The organism is Mycobacterium sp. DL99, from assembly GCF_004762045.1.
Lineage (GTDB): Bacteria > Actinomycetota > Actinomycetes > Mycobacteriales > Mycobacteriaceae > Mycobacterium.
This window is the reverse complement of sequence record NZ_SJOM01000007.1, coordinates 3,904,136-3,921,636: the sequence shown is the minus strand read 5'-3', so window position 1 is coordinate 3,921,636 and position 17,501 is coordinate 3,904,136. Positions and strand designations below refer to the sequence as shown.

16 protein-coding genes and 2 pseudogenes are annotated in these 17,501 nt (G+C 68.0%); 13 read left to right on the top strand and 5 right to left on the bottom strand.

Going from position 1 to position 17,501, the window contains the following annotated elements:
• Positions 1-48: 48 nt before the first annotated feature.
• On the top strand, positions 49-1,143 hold the full coding sequence (gene trpD / locus EYZ64_RS19260; RefSeq protein ID WP_286175062.1) for an anthranilate phosphoribosyltransferase: 1,095 nt from the start codon (positions 49-51) through the stop codon (positions 1,141-1,143).
• Here trpD and EYZ64_RS19255 read toward each other — a convergent pair.
• A pseudogene (locus EYZ64_RS19255) lies at positions 1,081-2,898 on the bottom strand (DEDD exonuclease domain-containing protein); the annotation flags it as partial. The gene trpD and the pseudogene EYZ64_RS19255 sit on opposite strands and share 63 nt — an antisense overlap.
• Before the next feature lie 32 nt (positions 2,899-2,930).
• Positions 2,931-3,161 carry a hypothetical protein gene (locus EYZ64_RS32065; RefSeq protein WP_167857645.1) on the bottom strand — a complete coding sequence of 77 codons (231 nt, stop codon included), beginning with the start codon at positions 3,159-3,161 and terminating at the stop codon, positions 2,931-2,933.
• On the opposite strand from EYZ64_RS32065, the gene EYZ64_RS19250 reads away from it, so the two are divergent.
• The 4 genes from EYZ64_RS19250 to pimB all read left to right on the top strand — a co-directional run bounded on the left by EYZ64_RS19250 (position 3,082) and on the right by pimB (position 6,672).
• A complete protein-coding gene (locus EYZ64_RS19250) occupies positions 3,082-3,348 on the top strand; it encodes a hypothetical protein (protein ID WP_286175061.1) in 267 nt (88 codons plus the stop codon). The two genes, EYZ64_RS32065 and EYZ64_RS19250, sit on opposite strands and share 80 nt — an antisense overlap.
• A 152-nt stretch (positions 3,349-3,500) precedes the next feature.
• Positions 3,501-4,634: a peptidoglycan hydrolase RipC gene (gene ripC, locus EYZ64_RS19245; RefSeq protein ID WP_135455758.1), complete on the top strand. Its 1,134-nt coding sequence runs from the start codon at positions 3,501-3,503 to the stop codon at positions 4,632-4,634.
• Complete coding sequence (locus tag EYZ64_RS19240) at positions 4,603-5,478, top strand: peptidase (RefSeq protein WP_135455756.1); 876 nt, start codon at positions 4,603-4,605, stop codon at positions 5,476-5,478. Before ripC ends, EYZ64_RS19240 begins: the two co-directional genes overlap by 32 nt.
• Before the next feature lie 60 nt (positions 5,479-5,538).
• Positions 5,539-6,672: a GDP-mannose-dependent alpha-(1-6)-phosphatidylinositol monomannoside mannosyltransferase gene (pimB, locus tag EYZ64_RS19235; protein ID WP_135455753.1), complete on the top strand. Its 1,134-nt coding sequence runs from the start codon at positions 5,539-5,541 to the stop codon at positions 6,670-6,672.
• A gap of 10 nt (positions 6,673-6,682) precedes the next feature.
• Here the strand turns inward: pimB and EYZ64_RS19230 are convergent, their stop codons facing one another.
• On the bottom strand, positions 6,683-8,479 hold the full coding sequence (locus tag EYZ64_RS19230) for an AMP-dependent synthetase/ligase (RefSeq protein WP_135455751.1): 1,797 nt from the start codon (positions 8,477-8,479) through the stop codon (positions 6,683-6,685).
• A 241-nt stretch (positions 8,480-8,720) separates the two neighbouring features.
• On the opposite strand from EYZ64_RS19230, the gene EYZ64_RS19225 reads away from it, so the two are divergent.
• The 5 genes from EYZ64_RS19225 (at position 8,721) to EYZ64_RS19205 (ending at position 12,184) form a co-directional block, all read left to right on the top strand.
• On the top strand, positions 8,721-9,110 hold the full coding sequence (locus EYZ64_RS19225; RefSeq protein ID WP_135455749.1) for a polyketide cyclase / dehydrase and lipid transport: 390 nt from the start codon (positions 8,721-8,723) through the stop codon (positions 9,108-9,110).
• A gap of 103 nt (positions 9,111-9,213) precedes the next feature.
• Positions 9,214-9,651: an SRPBCC family protein gene (locus EYZ64_RS19220; RefSeq protein ID WP_135455747.1), complete on the top strand. Its 438-nt coding sequence runs from the start codon at positions 9,214-9,216 to the stop codon at positions 9,649-9,651.
• Entirely contained in the window at positions 9,648-10,922 is a 1,275-nt protein-coding gene (locus tag EYZ64_RS19215) for an ArsA family ATPase (protein ID WP_135455745.1), read from the top strand. The genes EYZ64_RS19220 and EYZ64_RS19215 overlap by 4 nt, the downstream gene beginning before the upstream one ends.
• The gene (locus EYZ64_RS19210) at positions 10,919-11,332 is read left to right on the top strand and encodes a hypothetical protein (RefSeq protein WP_135455742.1); all 414 of its coding nucleotides are present in this window, start codon (positions 10,919-10,921) and stop codon (positions 11,330-11,332) included. Before EYZ64_RS19215 ends, EYZ64_RS19210 begins: the two co-directional genes overlap by 4 nt.
• A 108-nt stretch (positions 11,333-11,440) precedes the next feature.
• Positions 11,441-12,184, top strand: coding sequence for a lysophospholipid acyltransferase family protein (locus EYZ64_RS19205; protein ID WP_135455740.1), 744 nt, complete (start codon positions 11,441-11,443; stop codon positions 12,182-12,184).
• Here the strand turns inward: EYZ64_RS19205 and EYZ64_RS19200 are convergent.
• On the bottom strand, positions 12,181-13,494 hold the full coding sequence (locus EYZ64_RS19200; RefSeq protein ID WP_135455738.1) for a glycosyltransferase 87 family protein: 1,314 nt from the start codon (positions 13,492-13,494) through the stop codon (positions 12,181-12,183). The two genes, EYZ64_RS19205 and EYZ64_RS19200, sit on opposite strands and share 4 nt — an antisense overlap.
• 83 nt (positions 13,495-13,577) lie before the next feature.
• Between EYZ64_RS19200 and EYZ64_RS19195 the strand changes: the two genes are divergently transcribed.
• The 3 genes from EYZ64_RS19195 to EYZ64_RS19185 are packed head-to-tail and all read left to right on the top strand — an operon-like array spanning position 13,578 to position 16,403.
• A complete protein-coding gene (locus EYZ64_RS19195; RefSeq protein WP_135455736.1) occupies positions 13,578-14,453 on the top strand; it encodes a hypothetical protein in 876 nt (291 codons plus the stop codon).
• Positions 14,453-15,001 carry a polyadenylate-specific 3'-exoribonuclease AS gene (locus EYZ64_RS19190; protein WP_135455734.1) on the top strand — a complete coding sequence of 183 codons (549 nt, stop codon included), beginning with the start codon at positions 14,453-14,455 and terminating at the stop codon, positions 14,999-15,001. The genes EYZ64_RS19195 and EYZ64_RS19190 overlap by 1 nt, the downstream gene beginning before the upstream one ends.
• Before the next feature lie 4 nt (positions 15,002-15,005).
• Positions 15,006-16,403, top strand: coding sequence for a class II 3-deoxy-7-phosphoheptulonate synthase (locus EYZ64_RS19185; protein ID WP_135455732.1), 1,398 nt, complete (start codon positions 15,006-15,008; stop codon positions 16,401-16,403).
• Here EYZ64_RS19185 and EYZ64_RS19180 read toward each other — a convergent pair.
• Positions 16,400-17,501 (bottom strand): annotated as a pseudogene (locus tag EYZ64_RS19180) (protein kinase domain-containing protein). The gene EYZ64_RS19185 and the pseudogene EYZ64_RS19180 overlap by 4 nt on opposite strands.

Sequence of the window (17,501 nt, the reverse complement as noted above, 5' to 3'; positions counted from 1 at the left end):
CGGCGCCGGGGCGCCGGTGTCATGGCCGCGCAGCGATAACATTCGGCGGTGGCTCCTGCATCTTCTTCTCAGTTCTCATCCGCGTCCGCCTCGGTGGCGGCGCCGTCGTGGCCGCTCATTCTCGGGCGCCTGACCACTGAGCAGAGCCTGCCCAACGGCTACGCGGGATGGGCCATGGACCAGATCATGACCGGCGTGGCGACCCCGGCTCAGATCGCCGGCTTCGCGGTGGCGATGAAGATGAAACGGCCGACCTCGACCGAAGTTGGGGAGCTGGCCGACATCATGCTGTCGCACGCCCGCCGGGTGCCCACCGATCAGATCGGTCACGAGACCGTCGACATCGTCGGTACCGGCGGCGACGGGGCCAACACGGTGAACCTGTCGACCATGGCGGCCATCGTGGTGGCGGCCTGCGGAGTCCCGGTGATCAAGCACGGCAACCGCGCGGCGTCGTCGCTGTCGGGCGGTGCGGACACCCTGGAGGCGCTCGGGGTGCGGATCGACCTGGGTCCCGACGAGGTGGCCCGCAGTGTCGCCGAGGTCGGCATCGGGTTCGCCTTCGCTCCGCAGTTCCACCCGTCGTACCGGCACGCCTCGGTGGTGCGTCGGGAGATCGGGGTTCCCACGGTCTTCAATCTGCTTGGACCGCTGACCAATCCGGCCGCACCCCGGGCCGGCCTGATCGGCTGTGCGTTCGACGACCTGGCCGAGGTGATGGCCGGGGTGTACGCCGCCCGCGGTTCCAGCGTGTTGGTCGTGCACGGCGACGACGGACTCGACGAACTCACCACCACGACCACCAGCACCATCTGGCGAGTGCAGGCCGGCACGGTGGACCGGTTGAAGTTCGACCCCGCAGCCTTCGGCTTCAAGCGTGCCGACATCAGTGAGTTGGTCGGCGGTGACGCCACGGCCAACGCGGCATCGGCGCGCGCCGTGCTGGGCGGGGCCAAGGGGCCGGTGCGGGACGCGGTGGTGCTCAACGCGGCAGGCGCGATGGTGGCCCATGCCGGTCTAGCCAGCGACGCCAAGTGGGTGCCGGCGTGGGAGGCCGGTCTGGCGCGGGCCACCGAGGCCATCGACTCTGGTGCGGCCGAACAACTGCTCGCGCGTTGGGTGCGGTTCAGCCTGCAGTTCTGAGTTCTGCTGCTGGGCCGCGGCCAATCGGGCCGAGCGGGCCGTGGCCGCCCACTGTGCGTAGCGGCCTGCCGCCCCGATCGGTGTCGTGTATCCGCCGTCGGCGCGCACGATGCGCACTCCGGGTGCTGCCAGCCAGCGGGCGATGAGCGCGGTCTCCTCCACCAGTGCGCCGCCCAATGGTGTTGCGGTGGGCAGGATTACCTGCGCGGCCGCGCAGATCGCCTCGACCACCGGCATCGGCGGCACGCCGCGCCGGGCGGTGCCTGCCCCGGCCAACTGGCCGTAGCGGACCACCGCGAAATGCCAGCCGCCGTTACCGTCGCCGCGTGCGGCCACGAGTTCGGGCAGATCGGCCAGGGCGCGTAACCGCTGGCCCCGCCACAGCGCCTCGATGGCCACCGCGGTGTGATCGCGCAACCGGGCGGCGGTCTCGTACCGGCGGGCCGCGGCAAGTTCTCCGATGTGGGCCAGTGTCGCCGCCAGCGCGGTGTGGTCGGTGCCGTTGATCAGCGCGGTGGCACGTTGGACCGCGGCCGCGTACTGTCCGGCATCGACGTCTTGGGGGGCCGGGCACGGTGAGAGTTCGACTTCGGGGCAGTGGTGGGTCGCCGCCGCGCCGAAGCGGGCCGTGCAGGTGCGCACCCCGGTGAACCGGGCCAGCAGGATTGCCGACTGCACGGCGTCGGACCGGGCCGAGAACGGCCCGAAAGCGGTGCGGCGCCCGGGGTTTCGCACCGCCGACAACCTCGGGAAGGCCTCCTCGGTCAGGGCCACCCACCACCATCGTTGCGGGAACTTGGAACGCCGGTTGTACGGCGGTGCGTGGGCCGCGAGCAGTCGCAGCTCGCGCACCCCGGCCTCCAGATCGTGGGCGCATTCGACGTGGTCGACAACCCGCGCCAGCGAGGCCATCTCCTTCATCCGGGTCCGCGGATCGGCGCCGGTGAAGTACTGCCGGACCCGCCGCCGCAGATCGACCGCGGTGCCCACATAGAGCACTTCGTCAGAGGGGCCGCGGAACAGGTAGACGCCAGGGCTGTTGGGCAGCCGGTCGGCCAGTGAGCGGTTGCGGCGCTGGGCGGGCGTGACGTCGGGCAGGTAGTTCTTGAGGTCGGCGAAGGTGTGGATGCCCTGGTTGCCGACTCGCTCGATCAGTCCGTGTAGGACGTCGACCGTGGCGCGGGCGTCGTCGAGGGCACGGTGGGTGGGCGTGGTGGACGCACCGAACAGCCGGGCCAGTGCCGACAGCTTCACGCTGGGCGCCTCGTCCCGGGTCAGTACGCGGCGCGCGAGTTTCACCGTGCACAGCACCGGGGGCCGCGGCCAGCCGAGCTCCGCCCGCTGAGCGGCCGCGCGCAGGAAGCCGATGTCGAACCCGGCGTTGTGGGCGACGAGCACCGCGCCCCGACAGAACTCCAGGAATGCCGGCAGCACCGACTCGATACGCGGCGCGTCGCGCACCATCGCCGTGGTGATCCCGGTGAGCTCGACGATCTGCGGTGGGATGGCGCGGCCCGGATCGACGAGGGTGGCCAATTCGCCGAGCACTTCGCCGCCACGGATCTTCACCGCACCGATCTCGGTGATGGCGTCGTAACCGTCGCCGGGTGCCTTCGCGGTGGCTCGCCCCCCGGTGGTCTCCAGGTCCACCACGACGAAGGTGGTCTCGGCGAGGGAGAGAGCGACATCGGGGTCGACGCCTGTGCCCAAGCTCAAGGCCAGCTGCCCGGCGTCGGGGATGTTGCGCTGGCCCATGGTGATGACGGTAGGCACTGCCACTGACAACATCAGGCAAGCTCGCCGCCGCTGCGCCCGGGTTTGTCGGGTCGTCGCTCCAATCCGCTGCGCTCTTTGTCGGGTCGTCGCTCCAATCCACTGCGCTCCTTGTCGGTGCCCGGCGTTACGGTGCGCGCAACACCGATCGAGAGGACGGTCAAGATGAGCGGAGTGCGGCAGGACACCTGGTCCTGGGCCGACGAGCCTTGCCCCGACCAGCCGGACACCGGCAGCGTGACCATCGACTGCGACGATTGCGCGGTACGCGGGCCCGGATGCCAGGACTGCGTAGTGAGTGTGTTGCTCGGGGTTCCCGAAACTTTGCTGGATGACGAGCGTCAGGCATTGGAAGTGCTCGCTGACGTGGGCCTTGCGCCGCGGCTGCGACTCGTTCCGATTCACCGGGACGGTAGATCGGGAGTCGCCTGACGACACGCAGCGGTTCGTGCACAGGAAAATATTCAGGGACGGCTGTTAAATTTGCAGCTTCCGTTGGACAAGCCCGATGCCGTTTCGTAACCTATCTGAGACCTAAGAGCAGTTCGAGGCGGCTCGCCATCGCCAGTTGTGAGGACGAATACTTGAGGCACGACCGCGCGCACCGGCCCACAAGTCGTGTCAAGCGACCCATTGCAGGTGCAATAGCGGGCTTGACCTTGATATCCGGACTCCTGGCTACGAGTTCGCACGCCGATCCCGGTGATGATGCCCTGGCAAAGCTCAATGAGCTGTCCCGTCAGGCTGAGCAGACCACCGAGGCGATGCACTCCGCGCAGCTCGACCTGAACAATAAGCTTGTCGCACAGGAGACTGCGGAAAAGAAGCATGCCGACGACACCGCGGCGATCGATCAGGCCAAGTCGCAGCTGGCAATCTTTCAGACTTCGGTCAACAAGGTAGCTGCGGCCCAGTACATGGGGGGCCGCACCTCCGGTGTCGACGCAATCCTGACGGCCAGCTCGCCGCAGCAGTTGATCGAACAACTCGCGGTGCAGCGGGTGATGGCGACCGAGATGTCGGCACAGATGAAGAGCTTCCGCTCGGTGGGCGAGAAGGCCGCTCGGGCTGAGCAGGAGTCGGCGAAATCGGCCGCCGAAGCCAAGACCGCCGCCGAGCAGGCCGCCGCGGTGCGCGCCGATCTGCAATCCAAGCAAAGTCAGCTTCAGGTGCAGATTGCGGTCGTCAAGTCGCAGTACCAGGCCCTGAGCCCGGCCCAGCGGGAAGCGATGACGGCCCTGCCGCCGACGCCGCCGGTGCCTGCGCCCGAGGCGTTGCCGGCGCAGGATCCCGCCGTATTGGCCGACCCGCCGAACGGGATTCCGCCCGGTGATGTCGCCCCGCCGGAAGGCGCCCTCGCGGGTGGGGACAGCGGCCACTCCGGCGCTGTCATCCAGGCGGCGCTGAGCCGCATCGGCTCGCCCTACTCCTGGGGCGCGGCAGGCCCCAGCTCCTTCGACTGCTCGGGTCTGGTGATGTGGGCGTTCCAGCAGGCGGGCATCTCGCTGCCGCATTCGAGCCAGGCGCTGGCCCGCGGTGGTCAGCCGGTCTCGTCGGATTCGATGCAACCGGGTGATCTGGTGACCTACTACTCCGACGCCTCCCATGTGGGCATCTATATCGGTGACGGAATGATGGTGCACGCGTCGACCTACGGCACCCCGGTTCGGGTCGCCCCGGTCAACAATGCGCCGATCTACAACGTCCGTCGGTACTGAGCGTCCCGATAGGGCGGCCAGTTTCACGCTGATCGCCGGCCGGCGGCTGCTGACAGCGGTCTTGCTGGTCGAACTGATTCTGGCGGCGGCCCTGTTGTGGAAGTCGCCGCCGACCCCACCTCCGGATGCGTCGTCCGGCGCCACCGTCGCCTCGACGCTGCGCAAACCCGAACCCGTCACCACGATGGTGTTGCCGGACGGGCGCACCGCCCGGCTGCTGGCCCTGGGCGGATCGCAGTCGCAGGCCCTGTTGGGCCGCCTGGGATCCGAACTCGGTGCGGCGGCCGCCACGGTGACCGCATTCTGGGGTCCGGACTGGCCGAGAGACATCGAGATCGCGGTCGCGGGGTCCGATCAGCAGTTCCGGGTACTGGCCGGCGGAGCCCCCGACATTGCCGCGACCACCACCGCGGCGCGGATCATGTTCGCTCCGGGCGCCGCCGACATGAGTCCTGCCGCGTTACGAATCGTGCTGCGCCACGAGCTGTTCCATTACGCGGCCCGGTCGGCGACCGCGGCCGATGCACCGCGTTGGCTGACCGAGGGCGTGGCCGACTATGTCGGTCGGCCGCCCACCGCGGCACCGGCGCAGGCGGCGGAGCTGGCCCAGCTGCCCACCGATGCGGATCTCGACACACCCGGCGCCGCCCGCAGTCTGGCCTATGACCGGGCGTGGTGGTTCAGCCGCTACGTTGCCGACGCCTACGGGGTTCCGAAGCTGCGTGAGCTGTACCTGCGCGCATGTGGCCCCGGTCATCCGGATGTGGCCACTGCAGTGCGGGAGACGCTGGGCGCCGACCTCGACGGCGTGGTTGCCGGTTGGCGCCGCTGGCTGACCGGATAGCCTGTCGCCGATGGGGAGCAGACGGAGCGCAGACGGGTCGCGCCAGAGCGGTCAACCGCGATGACGCGGGTTTTGTTGGTCACCAACGACTTTCCGCCGCGCCGCGGCGGTATCCAGTCGTACCTGGAGGCGTTCGTCGGTGAGTTGGTGCGCGACCGCTCGCACGAGCTCACGGTGTATGCACCGAAATGGAAGGGCAGCGCAGACTTCGACGACGCGGCCGGGTACCGCGTCGTGCGGCATCCCACCACGCTGATGGTGCCGGAGCCGACCGTGGCGTCCCGTATGCAGCGGTTGATCGCCGAGAACGACATCGAGACGGTGTGGTTTGGGGCGGCCGCGCCGCTGGCGCTGCTGGGCCCGCTGGCCCGGCGAGCCGGAGCCAGGCGCGTGGTGGCGAGCACCCACGGCCACGAGGTCGGCTGGTCGATGCTGCCGGTGGCACGGAGCGCACTGCGCCGCATCGGAGACGACGCCGACGTCGTGACGTTCATCAGCCGCTACACCCGCGGCAGGTTCGCCTCGGCGTTCGGTCCCCGTGCGGCGCTGGAACATCTGCCGCCCGGCGTCGACACCGACCGCTTCGTGCCCGACTCGGTGGCCCGGGCGGAGTTGCGGGCCCGCTACGGGCTGGGGCAGCGCCCGGTGGTGGTGTGCCTGTCCCGACTGGTGCCGCGTAAGGGGCAGGACATGCTCATCCGGGCGTGGCCGGCCATCCGGCGCCGCGTCCCCGATGCGGCGTTGGTCATCGTCGGTGGGGGACCGTATCTGCAGAGCTTGCAACAACTCGCACACACCCACGATGTGGCCGCCGACGTCCACTTCACAGGTGCGGTGCCGAGTGCGGAACTGCCCGCCCACCATGCGATGGCCGACGTGTTCGCCATGCCGTGCCGTACCCGGGGGGCGGGCCTGGATGTCGAGGGACTGGGCATCGTCTACCTGGAGGCGTCGGCCTGCGGCGTACCTGTGATCGCCGGAACCTCTGGCGGGGCACCGGAAACCGTGCTCGACGGTCAGACCGGCACCGTGGTGGACGGCACCGATGTGGCTGCGGTCGCGACGGCCGTGGGCGACGTGCTGGCCGATCCCGGCCGCGCTGCCGCGATGGGCGTGGCAGGACGGCACTGGGCGGTCGACAACTGGCAGTGGCGCTCTCAGGGCGCCCGCCTGACCGGGCTGCTCTCCGGCTGAGCCCGAGGGATCAGCCGTACAGCGCCGCGATGTCGGTGGCGAACTTCTCGGCCACCACCTTGCGCTTGACCTTCAGCGTCGGGGTGAGTTCACCGGTGTCCTCGGTGAAGTCGACGGGCAGGATCCGGAACTTGCGGATCGACTCAGCATGCGACACAGCCTGATTGGCCTCCTTGACCGCCAGGTCGATCTCGGCCAGCAGGTCCGGGTCGTCGGCCAGATCAGCCACCGAGGCGCCCGCGTCCTTCCCGTTGCGCTGCTTCCATCCCGGGAACGCCTCGGGGTCGATGGTGATGAGCGCGGCGATGAACGGCTGCTTATCGCCGACGGCCATCGCCTGGCTGATCAACGGGTGGGCCCGCAGCCGATCCTCGAGCAGTGCGGGTGCGACGTTCTTGCCGCCCGCGGTCACGATGATCTCTTTCTTGCGCCCGACGATGGTCAGGAAGCCGTCGTCGTCGATGGCGCCCAGATCGCCGGTGTGGAACCAGTCGTCGGTGAAGACCGCGTTGGTCTCGGTCTCATTGCCCCAGTAGCCGCTGAACACCACGCCGCCCTTGACGAGCAACTCGCCGTCCTCGGCGAGGCGCATGCTGTTGCCGGGCATCAGCTTGCCGACCGAGCCGACCTTGAGGTCGTTGACCCGGTTCACGGTGATCGCCGCGCTGGTCTCGGTGAGGCCGTAGCCCTCGTAGATGCTCAGTCCCACACCGCGATAGAAGTGGCCGAGCCGCGCGCCCAGTGGTGCGCCGCCGGAGATCGCCGCCCGGCATTCACCGCCCAGGGCCGCCCGGAGCTTGCCGTAGACCAGCTTGTCGAACAGCGCATGCTTGGCCCGCAGCAGCAGCCCGGCGCCGCCCGTGTCCTGGGCCTTGCTCCACTCGATCGCGGTGTCGGCGGCGATCGCGAAGATCTTGCCCTTGCCGTCGTTTCGGGCGTTCTGCTCGGCGGTGTTGTAGACCTTCTCGAACACGCGGGGCACCGAGACCACCAGGGTCGGCTTGAACACGCCGAAGGTCGGGACCAGGCTCTTGATGTCGCTGGTGAAGCCGAGGGTGACCTTGTTGGTGAAGGCGGCGATGGTGATGGCCCGGGCCAGCACGTGGGCCAGCGGCAGGAACACCAGCATCCGTTCGCCCGCGGCCAGCTCAGTGGGGAAGCAGGCCTTGGCTCCCCGGATCTCGTAGAGCAGGTTCGAGTGGGTCAGCTGGCAGCCCTTGGGCTGTCCGGTGGTTCCGGAGGTGTAGATCAGGGTGGCCGGGTCGGCCGAACGGATCCCGGCCAGGCGCGTGTCGATCTCGGCGGCGTCGACCGCTTTACCGGCTTCGGCCATGGCCTCCAGCGCGGGTGTGCCGGTGCCTTCGATCCGCAGCACCTTCTGCAATTCGGGCAACTGGCCGCGGAGCTGTTCCACGGTCTCGGCGTGCGTGTCGGTCTCGGCGAAGACGATCCGCGCCGCGGAGTTGTCGAGGACAAACCGCACCTGTTCGGCCGAGGAGGTCTCGTAGATCGGCACGGTCACCGCGCCGACCGACAGGATCGCGAAGTCGATGATCGGCCATTCGTACCGGGTGGCCGACAGGATCGCCACGCGGTCACCGGGCTGGATGCCCTCGGCGATCAGGCCCAGGGCGACCGAACGAATCTGGTCGGCTGCTTCGGCGCAGGTCACGTCGGTCCAGGTGCCGTTGACCAGGCGCCGGAAGATGACGTGGTCAGGGCTGTCGGCCGCGTGCGCGGCTACCGAACTGACGATGTTGTCGTGCTCGTCGACGGTGAACGACGCGGCAACACTGAACTCACGCACGATCTTGCCCTCCCAGGCTTGTGGTACCGACTTTGCGGGTCAGCCTAGTCCGCGTCAGGCGCTCACCCAGAGCACGGGTTTGGATTCTGTCGTCGTCGATCCGGCCACACCGCCCGGTGCGGTAGCACCCTGATGGCCGGCGCACCGGCCACGAGCGGGGTGGCCGTGCGAAGGGCGATGGTCATCGTTGCTTCTCCCGGCTGTGTGCGGTGGTCATCACACATATGTGAAGCTAGTCCGCATGAACAGCATTCAGATCGCAGACGAGACATTCGTCTGCGCCGATCCTGTCGCGGTCGGCGCCGCGGTTGCCGATCCCGCCAGCTGGCGGCGGTGGTGGCCCGACCTGGTGCTCAACGTCGTCGAGGACCGCGCCGAGAAGGGCCACCGCTGGAACGTGACCGGTGCGTTGACCGGCACGATGGAGGTCTGGCTCGAGGAGGTGATGGACGGTGTGGTGCTGCACTACTTCCTGCATGCCGAACCGTCCGGCGCCACGGCCAAACAGTTGGCCGAGATGGATCTGGCAAAAATGAACCACCAACGCCGCGTGGCGGGCAAGGTGATGTCCTTCGGGATCAAGCAGCGGTTGGAGTCGGCTCGCCCGGTCGGGGTGTCCCGACTGGCCTGACCACGTTTGTTCACGGGAGGGTAGATTTCTCGGCGAGAGCCAGGGCATCCCCGCGGGGCAGGGGAGCACGGCAGCCCCGTGGGGCGGGGAGAAGGGCGACGCGGTGGCCGACAAGACGACACAGACCATCTATATCGACGCAGATCCGGTAACGGTGATGGATGTCATCGCCGATATCGGCTCCTACCCGCAGTGGGTCGCCGAATACAAGGAAGCCGAGGTCCTCGAGACCGACGCGCAGGGCAATCCCAAGACCGCCCGGATGGTGCTCGACGCCGCGGTGCTCAAGGACACCATGGTGCTGACCTATGTGTGGCCCGCCGATCGCACCTCGGTGACCTGGTCATTGGTATCCAGTTCGCTGCTGCGGTCGCTGGAGGGGGCATACCGCTTGGCGCCCAAGGGATCCGGTACCGAGGTGACCTATGAGCTGTCGGTCGATCTCATCATCCCGATGATCGGTCTGCTCAAGCGGAAGGCTGAGCGGCGGCTGACTGACACCGCGCTCAAAGACCTGAAGAAACGAGCAGAGGCTGAGTGACTTCGCCGGACGGGAGCGCACGGACCCCTGCGAGGATCAGCCTGTTCGTCGGCAAGGGCGGCGTAGGTAAGTCGACGCTGGCGACGGCCACCGCGGTTCGTGACGCCGCGTCCGGTCAGCGGGTGCTGATCGTGTCCACCGATCAGGCTCATTCCACGGGCGATGTTCTCGGGATCGCGCTCGCCCCAACCGGTCAACGTGCCCCCACCCGGGTGCTCAGCGATCTGGACGCCGGACTGACGGAAGCGGGTGGGGTGCTGGACGCCCTCGCGCTCGACACGCTGGCCCTACTCGGTGCGCGCTGGGTCGAGACGGCCGGGCCGCTGGCGGCCCGCTTCCCCGAATCGGATCTGGGAGACGTTGCCCCCGAAGAACTTTCGGCGCTTCCGGGGATCCAGGAAGTGCTCGGGCTGCACGAGGTCGGGGAGCTCGCCGATTCCGGACGCTGGGATCACGTGGTGGTGGACTGTGCCTCGACCGCCGATGCCTTGCGGATGCTCACGCTGCCCGAGACCTTCGGCCTGTATCTGGAGCGGGCCTGGCCACGGCACCGCAGGCTGTCGGGCTCACCGGATGCGGTCAGCGCGGCCATCGTCGCCCTGATCGAACGCGTGGATTCGGGCATCCGCAGGCTGGGGACCTTGCTCACCGACGGGTCCCGGGTGAGCGCCCATCTGGTGCTCACCCCCGAACGGGTGGTGGCGGCCGAAGCATCGCGGACGCTGGGATCGCTTGCCCTGATGGGCGTCGAGGTGACCGAGATCATCGTGAATCAGATTTTGGTGCAGGATGATTCGTTCGAGTACCACAACCTTCCGGCCCATCCCGCGTTCGACTGGTACACCGAGCGGATCGCCGAACAGCAGTCGGTGCTCGACGATCTCGATGCCACCATCGGCGATGTGCAGCTGGTGCTCGTACCGCACGTGCCGGGGGAGCCGATCGGCGCCAAGGCGCTGGGGGAGCTGATCGACAGCGCGCGACGCCGTGACGGGTCGCCGCCACCGGGCCCATTGCGGCCCGTCGTCGACCGGGAGTCGGGATCTGGACTCGAAGCCGTGTACCGGTTGAGGCTAGAGTTACCGCAGATCGATTCGGCCGGCCTCACGCTGGGTCGTGTCGATGACGACTTGATCATCGGTGTCGCGGGTATGCGGCGCCGGGTGCGGTTGGCCTCTGTCCTGCGTCGGTGCACCGTGGCAGATGCGCAATTGCGGGGTAGCGAACTGACGGTACGTTTTCGTCCGAATCCGGAGGTGTGGCCGGCATGACGGGGTCTCATCCCGAGTTGGGTTCGGAGTTGCGGCAGTTGGCGCAGGAAATCCTGGACCGGCTGGATCCGGCGGTGCGGTTGGTAGCGGCCAATTTCGCGGCGTCGGCCGATGACAGCCCGGGTAAGTGCCAGCAGGTGTGGTGCCCGGTGTGTGCGTTGGCCGCGGTCGTCAACGGTGAGCAGCATCCGCTGTTGTCGGTGATCGCCGAGCACAGTGTGGCCCTGCTGACGGTGATTCGCGCGATCCTCGATGAGGGGGCCGATGGGTCCGGCGGTGGTGGGGATAGCGGTCCCGGCGGAGGTAGCCCGACGCCGGACGGGGGACCGGATGCACCGCCGCCCGACGATTACCCGCCCCCGCCGCCTCCGGGGCGCTACCAGCACATCCCGGTCACGGTCGAAGACTGAGGCATCGCTGAGACTCAGCAGGCATCCAGGGCTTGCTGTGGTAGCCACAACATGGCCTGGGTACAGTTGTCGCAGAGCATTGCGCGGTGCGCACAAGGTGGAGGGTCCATGTGGTATTGGCTGTTCAAGTACGTCCTGTTGGGCCCCTTGCTGGCCGTCCTCGGCCGGCCCAAAATCACTGGGCTGGAACATCTTCCGACCGACGGTCCGGCCATCCTGGCCAGTAATCACCTGGCGGTGATGGACAGCTTCTACCTGCCGCTGGCGGTCAGCCGCCGAATCACGTTCCTGGCCAAACAGGAATACTTCACCGGTACCGGGATCAAGGGCCGGTTCCTGGCCTGGTTCTACACCGTCGTCGGACAGGTGCCGATCGACCGCACCGATGCGGATTCGGCGCAGGCCGCTCTGACCACCGCCAAGCGCATCCTGGGTGAGGGCAAGCTGCTCGGTATGTATCCCGAGGGCACCCGCTCCCCGGACGGCCGCCTCTACAAGGGCAAGACCGGGTTGGCCAGGTTGGCCCTGGAGACCGGTGTGCCGGTGATCCCGGTGGCCATGGTCGGCACCGATGTGGTCAACCCGCCGGGGTCGAAGGGGCTGCGGTTCGGCCGGGTCGAGGTCAGGTTCGGCAAGCCCATGGACTTCAGCCGGTTCGACGGCCTGGCCGGTAACCGCTTCATCGAGCGCGCGGTGATCGACGAGGTGATGTACGACCTGATGGACCTGTCCGGTCAGGAGTACGTCGACATCTATGCCGCCGCCATCAAGGAGAGCGCGCAGCAGACCAACGGCCAGCCGGTCGACGCGAGCAAGCCCGCGTCCCGGCTGCCGCACGCCGCAGCGGGCTAGGACGTTTCGCCGCCGGTCAACCGGACCAGTGGGGCGGCGGGCTCAGCGGTGGTCTGACCCGCCCGGGCGGCGCACGCGAAGCCGATGACCGCGATGACCGCGAGTGCCCACCACAGGTAGGCGTCACCGGCCAGCTGCCGCATCAGCGACGCGGCGGTCTCGTGGTGGGGCGTCAACAATGCGATGGGCGTCCACACCATCAGGGCGAGTCCGATCAGGGTCACCAGGGCCAGCGACAGCGCGGCCAGGGGGATCTTGCGCATCCGGTAGGCGAGCACACCGGTCACCACCAGGGTCGGCAGGGTCCAGACCCAGTGATGTGACCACGACACCGGTGACACCACCAGGCCGAACATCGCCACACAGATCAGTGCGACCACAGGGGCCTCATCGGTGCCGGAGCGCAGGGCCCGCCGGGCTGCCCAAACCGTGAGGGCCAGCACCGCGAAGCAGAGGGCCACCCACAACAGGAACCGCGGCCCCTCGGACAGGCCGAGCCGGGCCAGCGTGCCCGCGATGTTCTGGTTGGTGTTGAGCGTGGCCGTACCGATCCGGTCGGTGTTGCGCACCGTCTCGGTCCAGTACTCGATCGAATCCGTCCAGGCCAGCACGAATCCGGCGATCGTCGCCACCACTGCGGCCGCGGCGGTCCGTAGCAGGGTGTGGACGTCGCGGCGCAGCAGGAAATACAGAAGGAAGACCGCGGGAGTCAGCTTGAGGGCGATCGCCAGGCCCAGCAGCACACCGCGTGGCCACGGCGTCCGGCGCGGTACGCAATCGGCGACCACCAGCGTCATCAGCACCACGTTGATCTGGCCGAACTCGAAGTTCGACCGGATCGGCTCCAGCCAGAAGACCGCAGGCACCACCAGCGCGGTCGCCAGCCAGCAGCGGCGCAGCCAGACCGGCTCCGAGGTGATCGTGGTCTCCGGCCAGACGTTCAGCCGGGTGAGCACGATGACCAGCGAGACGATCAGGAGCACCAGAGTGGTGGCGGTGATCGCCACACTGGCCGCAGGCAGAGAGAGCCAGGCGAACGGCGCGAACATGATCGCCGCGAGCGGCGGATACGTGAACGGGAGGTCGAGGCCGCCCTGGGTGTGGAAGATGGCGCCGTCGGCGTACAGCGGTTGGTTGTCCAACCAGGCCCGTCCGCCCATCCGGTACACGTCGATGTCGATGCGATAGGGCACGTGGCCCAGCAGCCGCCAGCCGACCAGGATCAACCCGGCCACTGTGAGCAACTGAAAAAGCCGCCACCCGATCGTCGGTGCCCAACCAACTCCGCCGGGCGACTGCCGCTTACTCATGTTCTCAACAGACTATCGGGGGTGACCCGCCGACGGCGCATCCGCTCTCGCGCCGCGCGCCGGTCGGCGTAAGTTCTCTGTGCGTGCACGCGACCGTTCACCTCGATTTCCTCACCCAGGATCGTCTGCCTTTGCTGTGCTGCCTGGTGGCGTTCATTCTCACGTTCTTCGTGACCCGCATCGTGGTGCGTTACATCCGCCGGAATGCCGACAGCGAACGCCCGCCCAAGTGGTGGCAGCCCCGCAACATGGGACACGGTTCCGTGCACATTCACCACATGGTGATCGGGGTCGTGCTCGTGATGGTGTCGGGCGTGACGATGGTGACGTTGGCAGTCAACGGCGGTGTAGCGGAGTTCACCGTTGCCGCGGTGTTCTTCGGCATCGGTGCGGCCCTGGTGCTCGACGAGTTCGCGCTGATCCTGCACCTTTCGGATGTGTACTGGGCCGAGGACGGCCGCACCTCGGTGGATGCGGTGTTCGCGGCCGTGGCGGTCGCGGGGCTGTTGATCCTGGGTTTCAACCCGCTGTCATTCTTTGATATCGGTATCTGGCGCGAGGACCAGTCGTTGGCCATCCGCGTACTCGTGGTCATGGTGGCGGTACTGACTCTGCTGCTGGCGGTGGTGGTCCTGCTCAAAGGCAAGGTGTGGACTGGATTGGTGGGCATGTTCATAACCCCGTTGTTGTTCGTCGGGGCGGTTCGGCTGTCGCGGCCGCACGCACCGTGGGCACGCTGGCGCTACACGAGTCGTCCCCGCAAGATGCACCGCGCGCTGGAACGGGAGCGCTGGCTGCGCCGGCCCGTGGTGCAGGCCAAACTGTGGTTGCAGGACGCGATCACCGGCATGCCGAAGTTCCCCGACGACGCCGCCGTCGACGCGGAGCTCGATCGGGAGATCCACGCGGCCCCCGCCCCGGTCACAGTGCCGGACACGAAGACGGAGCAGATCGCCTGATGCGCTATTTCTACGACACCGAGTTCATCGACGACGGTCGCACCATCGAGTTGATCTCGATCGGCGTAGCCGCCGAGGACGGACGCGAGTACTACGCGATCTCGACCGAGTTCAATCCGGACCGCGCGGGTCGGTGGGTACGCAAGCACGTGCTGCCCAAGCTGCCGTCCCCGTCCTCGCAACTCTGGCGGTCGCGGCGACAGATCCGGTCGGAACTGGAGGATTTCTTCGACATCGACGGTGACGAGCCGATCGAGTTGTGGGCCTGGGTGGGTGCCTATGACCACGTCGTGCTCTGCCAGCTGTGGGGCCCGATGACCGATCTGCCTCCGGCGATGCCGCGATTCACCCGCGAGCTGCGGCAGTTCTGGGAGGACCGCGGATCACCGCGGATGCCACCGCGGCCGACCGAAGCGCATGACGCGCTGGTCGACGCACGGCACAACCTGCACCGGTTCCAGCTGATGACGGGCCTTGGGCCGGCGCCGGCGCGGGAATCCGACACCACGCAACCGGCGAAAACGGCCGTTCACCGGCGGCTACCATGAATGGGTGAACTGGACCGTTGACATCCCCATCGACGAGCTGCCGCCGCTACCACCGCTGAGCGACGAGCTGCGTCAGCGGCTCGAGTCAGCGCTGGCCAAGCCGGCCGTGCAGCAGCCCAGCTGGGACGCGGACGAGGCGAAAGCCATGCGCACCGTGCTGGAGAGCGTGCCGCCGGTCACCGTGCCGTCGGAGATCGAGAAGCTCAAGAGCCTGCTGGCCGACGTCGCGCGGGGCGAGGCGTTCCTGCTGCAGGGTGGCGACTGCGCCGAGACGTTCGTCGACAACACCGAGCCGCACATCCGGGCCAACATCCGCACCCTGCTACAGATGGCGGTCGTGCTGACCTACGGCGCGAGCATGCCGGTGGTCAAGGTGGCCCGGATCGCGGGCCAGTACGCGAAGCCGCGGTCGGCCGATCTGGATTCGCTGGGCCTGAAGTCCTACCGCGGTGACATGATCAACGGGTTCGCCCCGGATGCCGCTGTGCGCGACCATGATCCGTCGCGGCTGGTGCGGGCCTACGCGAATGCCAGCGCCGCCATGAACCTGGTGCGCGCGCTGACCTCGTCCGGGCTGGCGTCATTGCACCTGGTGCACGACTGGAACCGCGAGTTCGTCCGGACCTCGCCCGCCGGGGCCCGCTACGAGGCGTTGGCCGGGGAGATCGACCGCGGCCTGAAGTTCATGTCCGCCTGCGGGGTGGCCGACCGCAATCTGCAGACCGCCGATATCTTCGCCAGCCACGAAGCGCTGGTCATCGACTATGAACGCGCGATGCTGCGCCTGTCCGACCCGGCGGAGAACCCGGACGGACCACCCAAGCTGTACGACCAGTCCGCGCACTACCTGTGGATCGGTGAGCGCACGCGTCAGCTCGACGGTGCCCACGTCGCGCTGGCCGAGGTGATCGCCAACCCGATCGGGATCAAGCTGGGGCCGACCACGACCCCGGAGCAGGCGGTCGAATATGTCGAGCGGCTGGACCCGAACAACGAGCCCGGCCGGCTGACCCTGGTGACGCGGATGGGCAACAACAAGGTGCGCGATCTGCTGCCTGCGATCATCCAGAAGGTCGAGGCCACTGGCCACAAGGTGATCTGGCAGTGCGACCCGATGCACGGCAACACCCACGAGTCGTCGACGGGCTACAAGACCCGGCACTTCGACCGCATCGTCGACGAGGTGCAGGGGTTCTTCGAGGTGCACAACGCTCTGGGCACCCACCCCGGTGGCATCCATGTCGAGATCACCGGCGAGAACGTGACCGAATGTCTCGGTGGGGCACAGGACATCTCGGATTCGGACCTGTCCGGCCGCTACGAGACCGCCTGCGATCCACGGCTCAACACCCAGCAGAGCCTGGAGTTGGCGTTCCTCGTCGCCGAGATGCTGCGCAGCTAGAGCAAAGCGCTGACGTTGCTGCCGATCGTCCAGGCCGCGGCGGCGACAAGGCCGGTCAGCGTGATGATCGCGATCAACCAGAACGCGAGTACCCGTTTGGCGCGGTGGCGGGCCCAGTAGAACTCACTCATCTCGATACCGGCGAATTGTCCTGCGCGGCTCGGCGAGATCATGGACGCGGGTTGCGGCCAGGTGCTGTGCTGACTGCTGCGGAGCGGGCACCCGGAACGCCGGCAGGCCGAGGTCGTCGACGATCGCGTGGAGTTCGGCCCGCATGTCATCGGCGTCGGCGAATCGCTGCGCGGCGTCGCGGGCGGTGGCCCGGCGCACGAACTGGTCGAATTGTGTTGGTACCCCTGCGATTACCGCGCTGGGTGCGGGCACGTCATTGTCCATCCGCTGGTAGGCGACCGTGAGTGCGGAGTCTCCGGTGAACGGTGTGACGCCGGTGAGAAGTTCGTAGGTGAGGATGCCGACCGCGTACACATCGCTGCGCGGGTCGGCGTCACCGGTGCTGACCTGCTCGGGGGACAGGTAGGCCGCGGTGCCCAGGATCACGCTGGTCGATGTGATCTTGGCCTCGGCCACGGCACGTACCAGACCGAAGTCGGCGATCTTGACCTCGCCGTCGTCGGAGATCAGCACGTTCTCGGGCTTGATGTCGCGGTGTACGAGTCCGGCGCGGTGTGCCACCGCCAGCCCGCCGAGCACCGGCTCCAGCACCGCGGCGACCGCATGCGGCGGCATCGGACCACGTTCGGCCAGTAGTTCGCGCAGCGTTCCGCCCTCGACCAGTTCCATCACGAGAAAAGGTGACTGGCCGCCGGGGCCTCCGCCGCCCTGGTCGTACACCGCGACCAACCCGGGATCCTTCAGCCGGGCCACGGCCTTGGCCTCACGGCCGAACCTGGTCAGGAAATGGCTGTCGCCGCTGTAGCGGGAGTCCATCACCTTCAGGGCCACAGGACGGTCCAGGCGGACGTCAAGGCCGCGGTAGACCGTGGACATGCCGCCGGTGGCGATGGGCGTGTCCACGCGATAACGCCCGTCGAGCATCGTGCCGACGAGTGGATCCGATTGCTGCCCCACCGGACACAT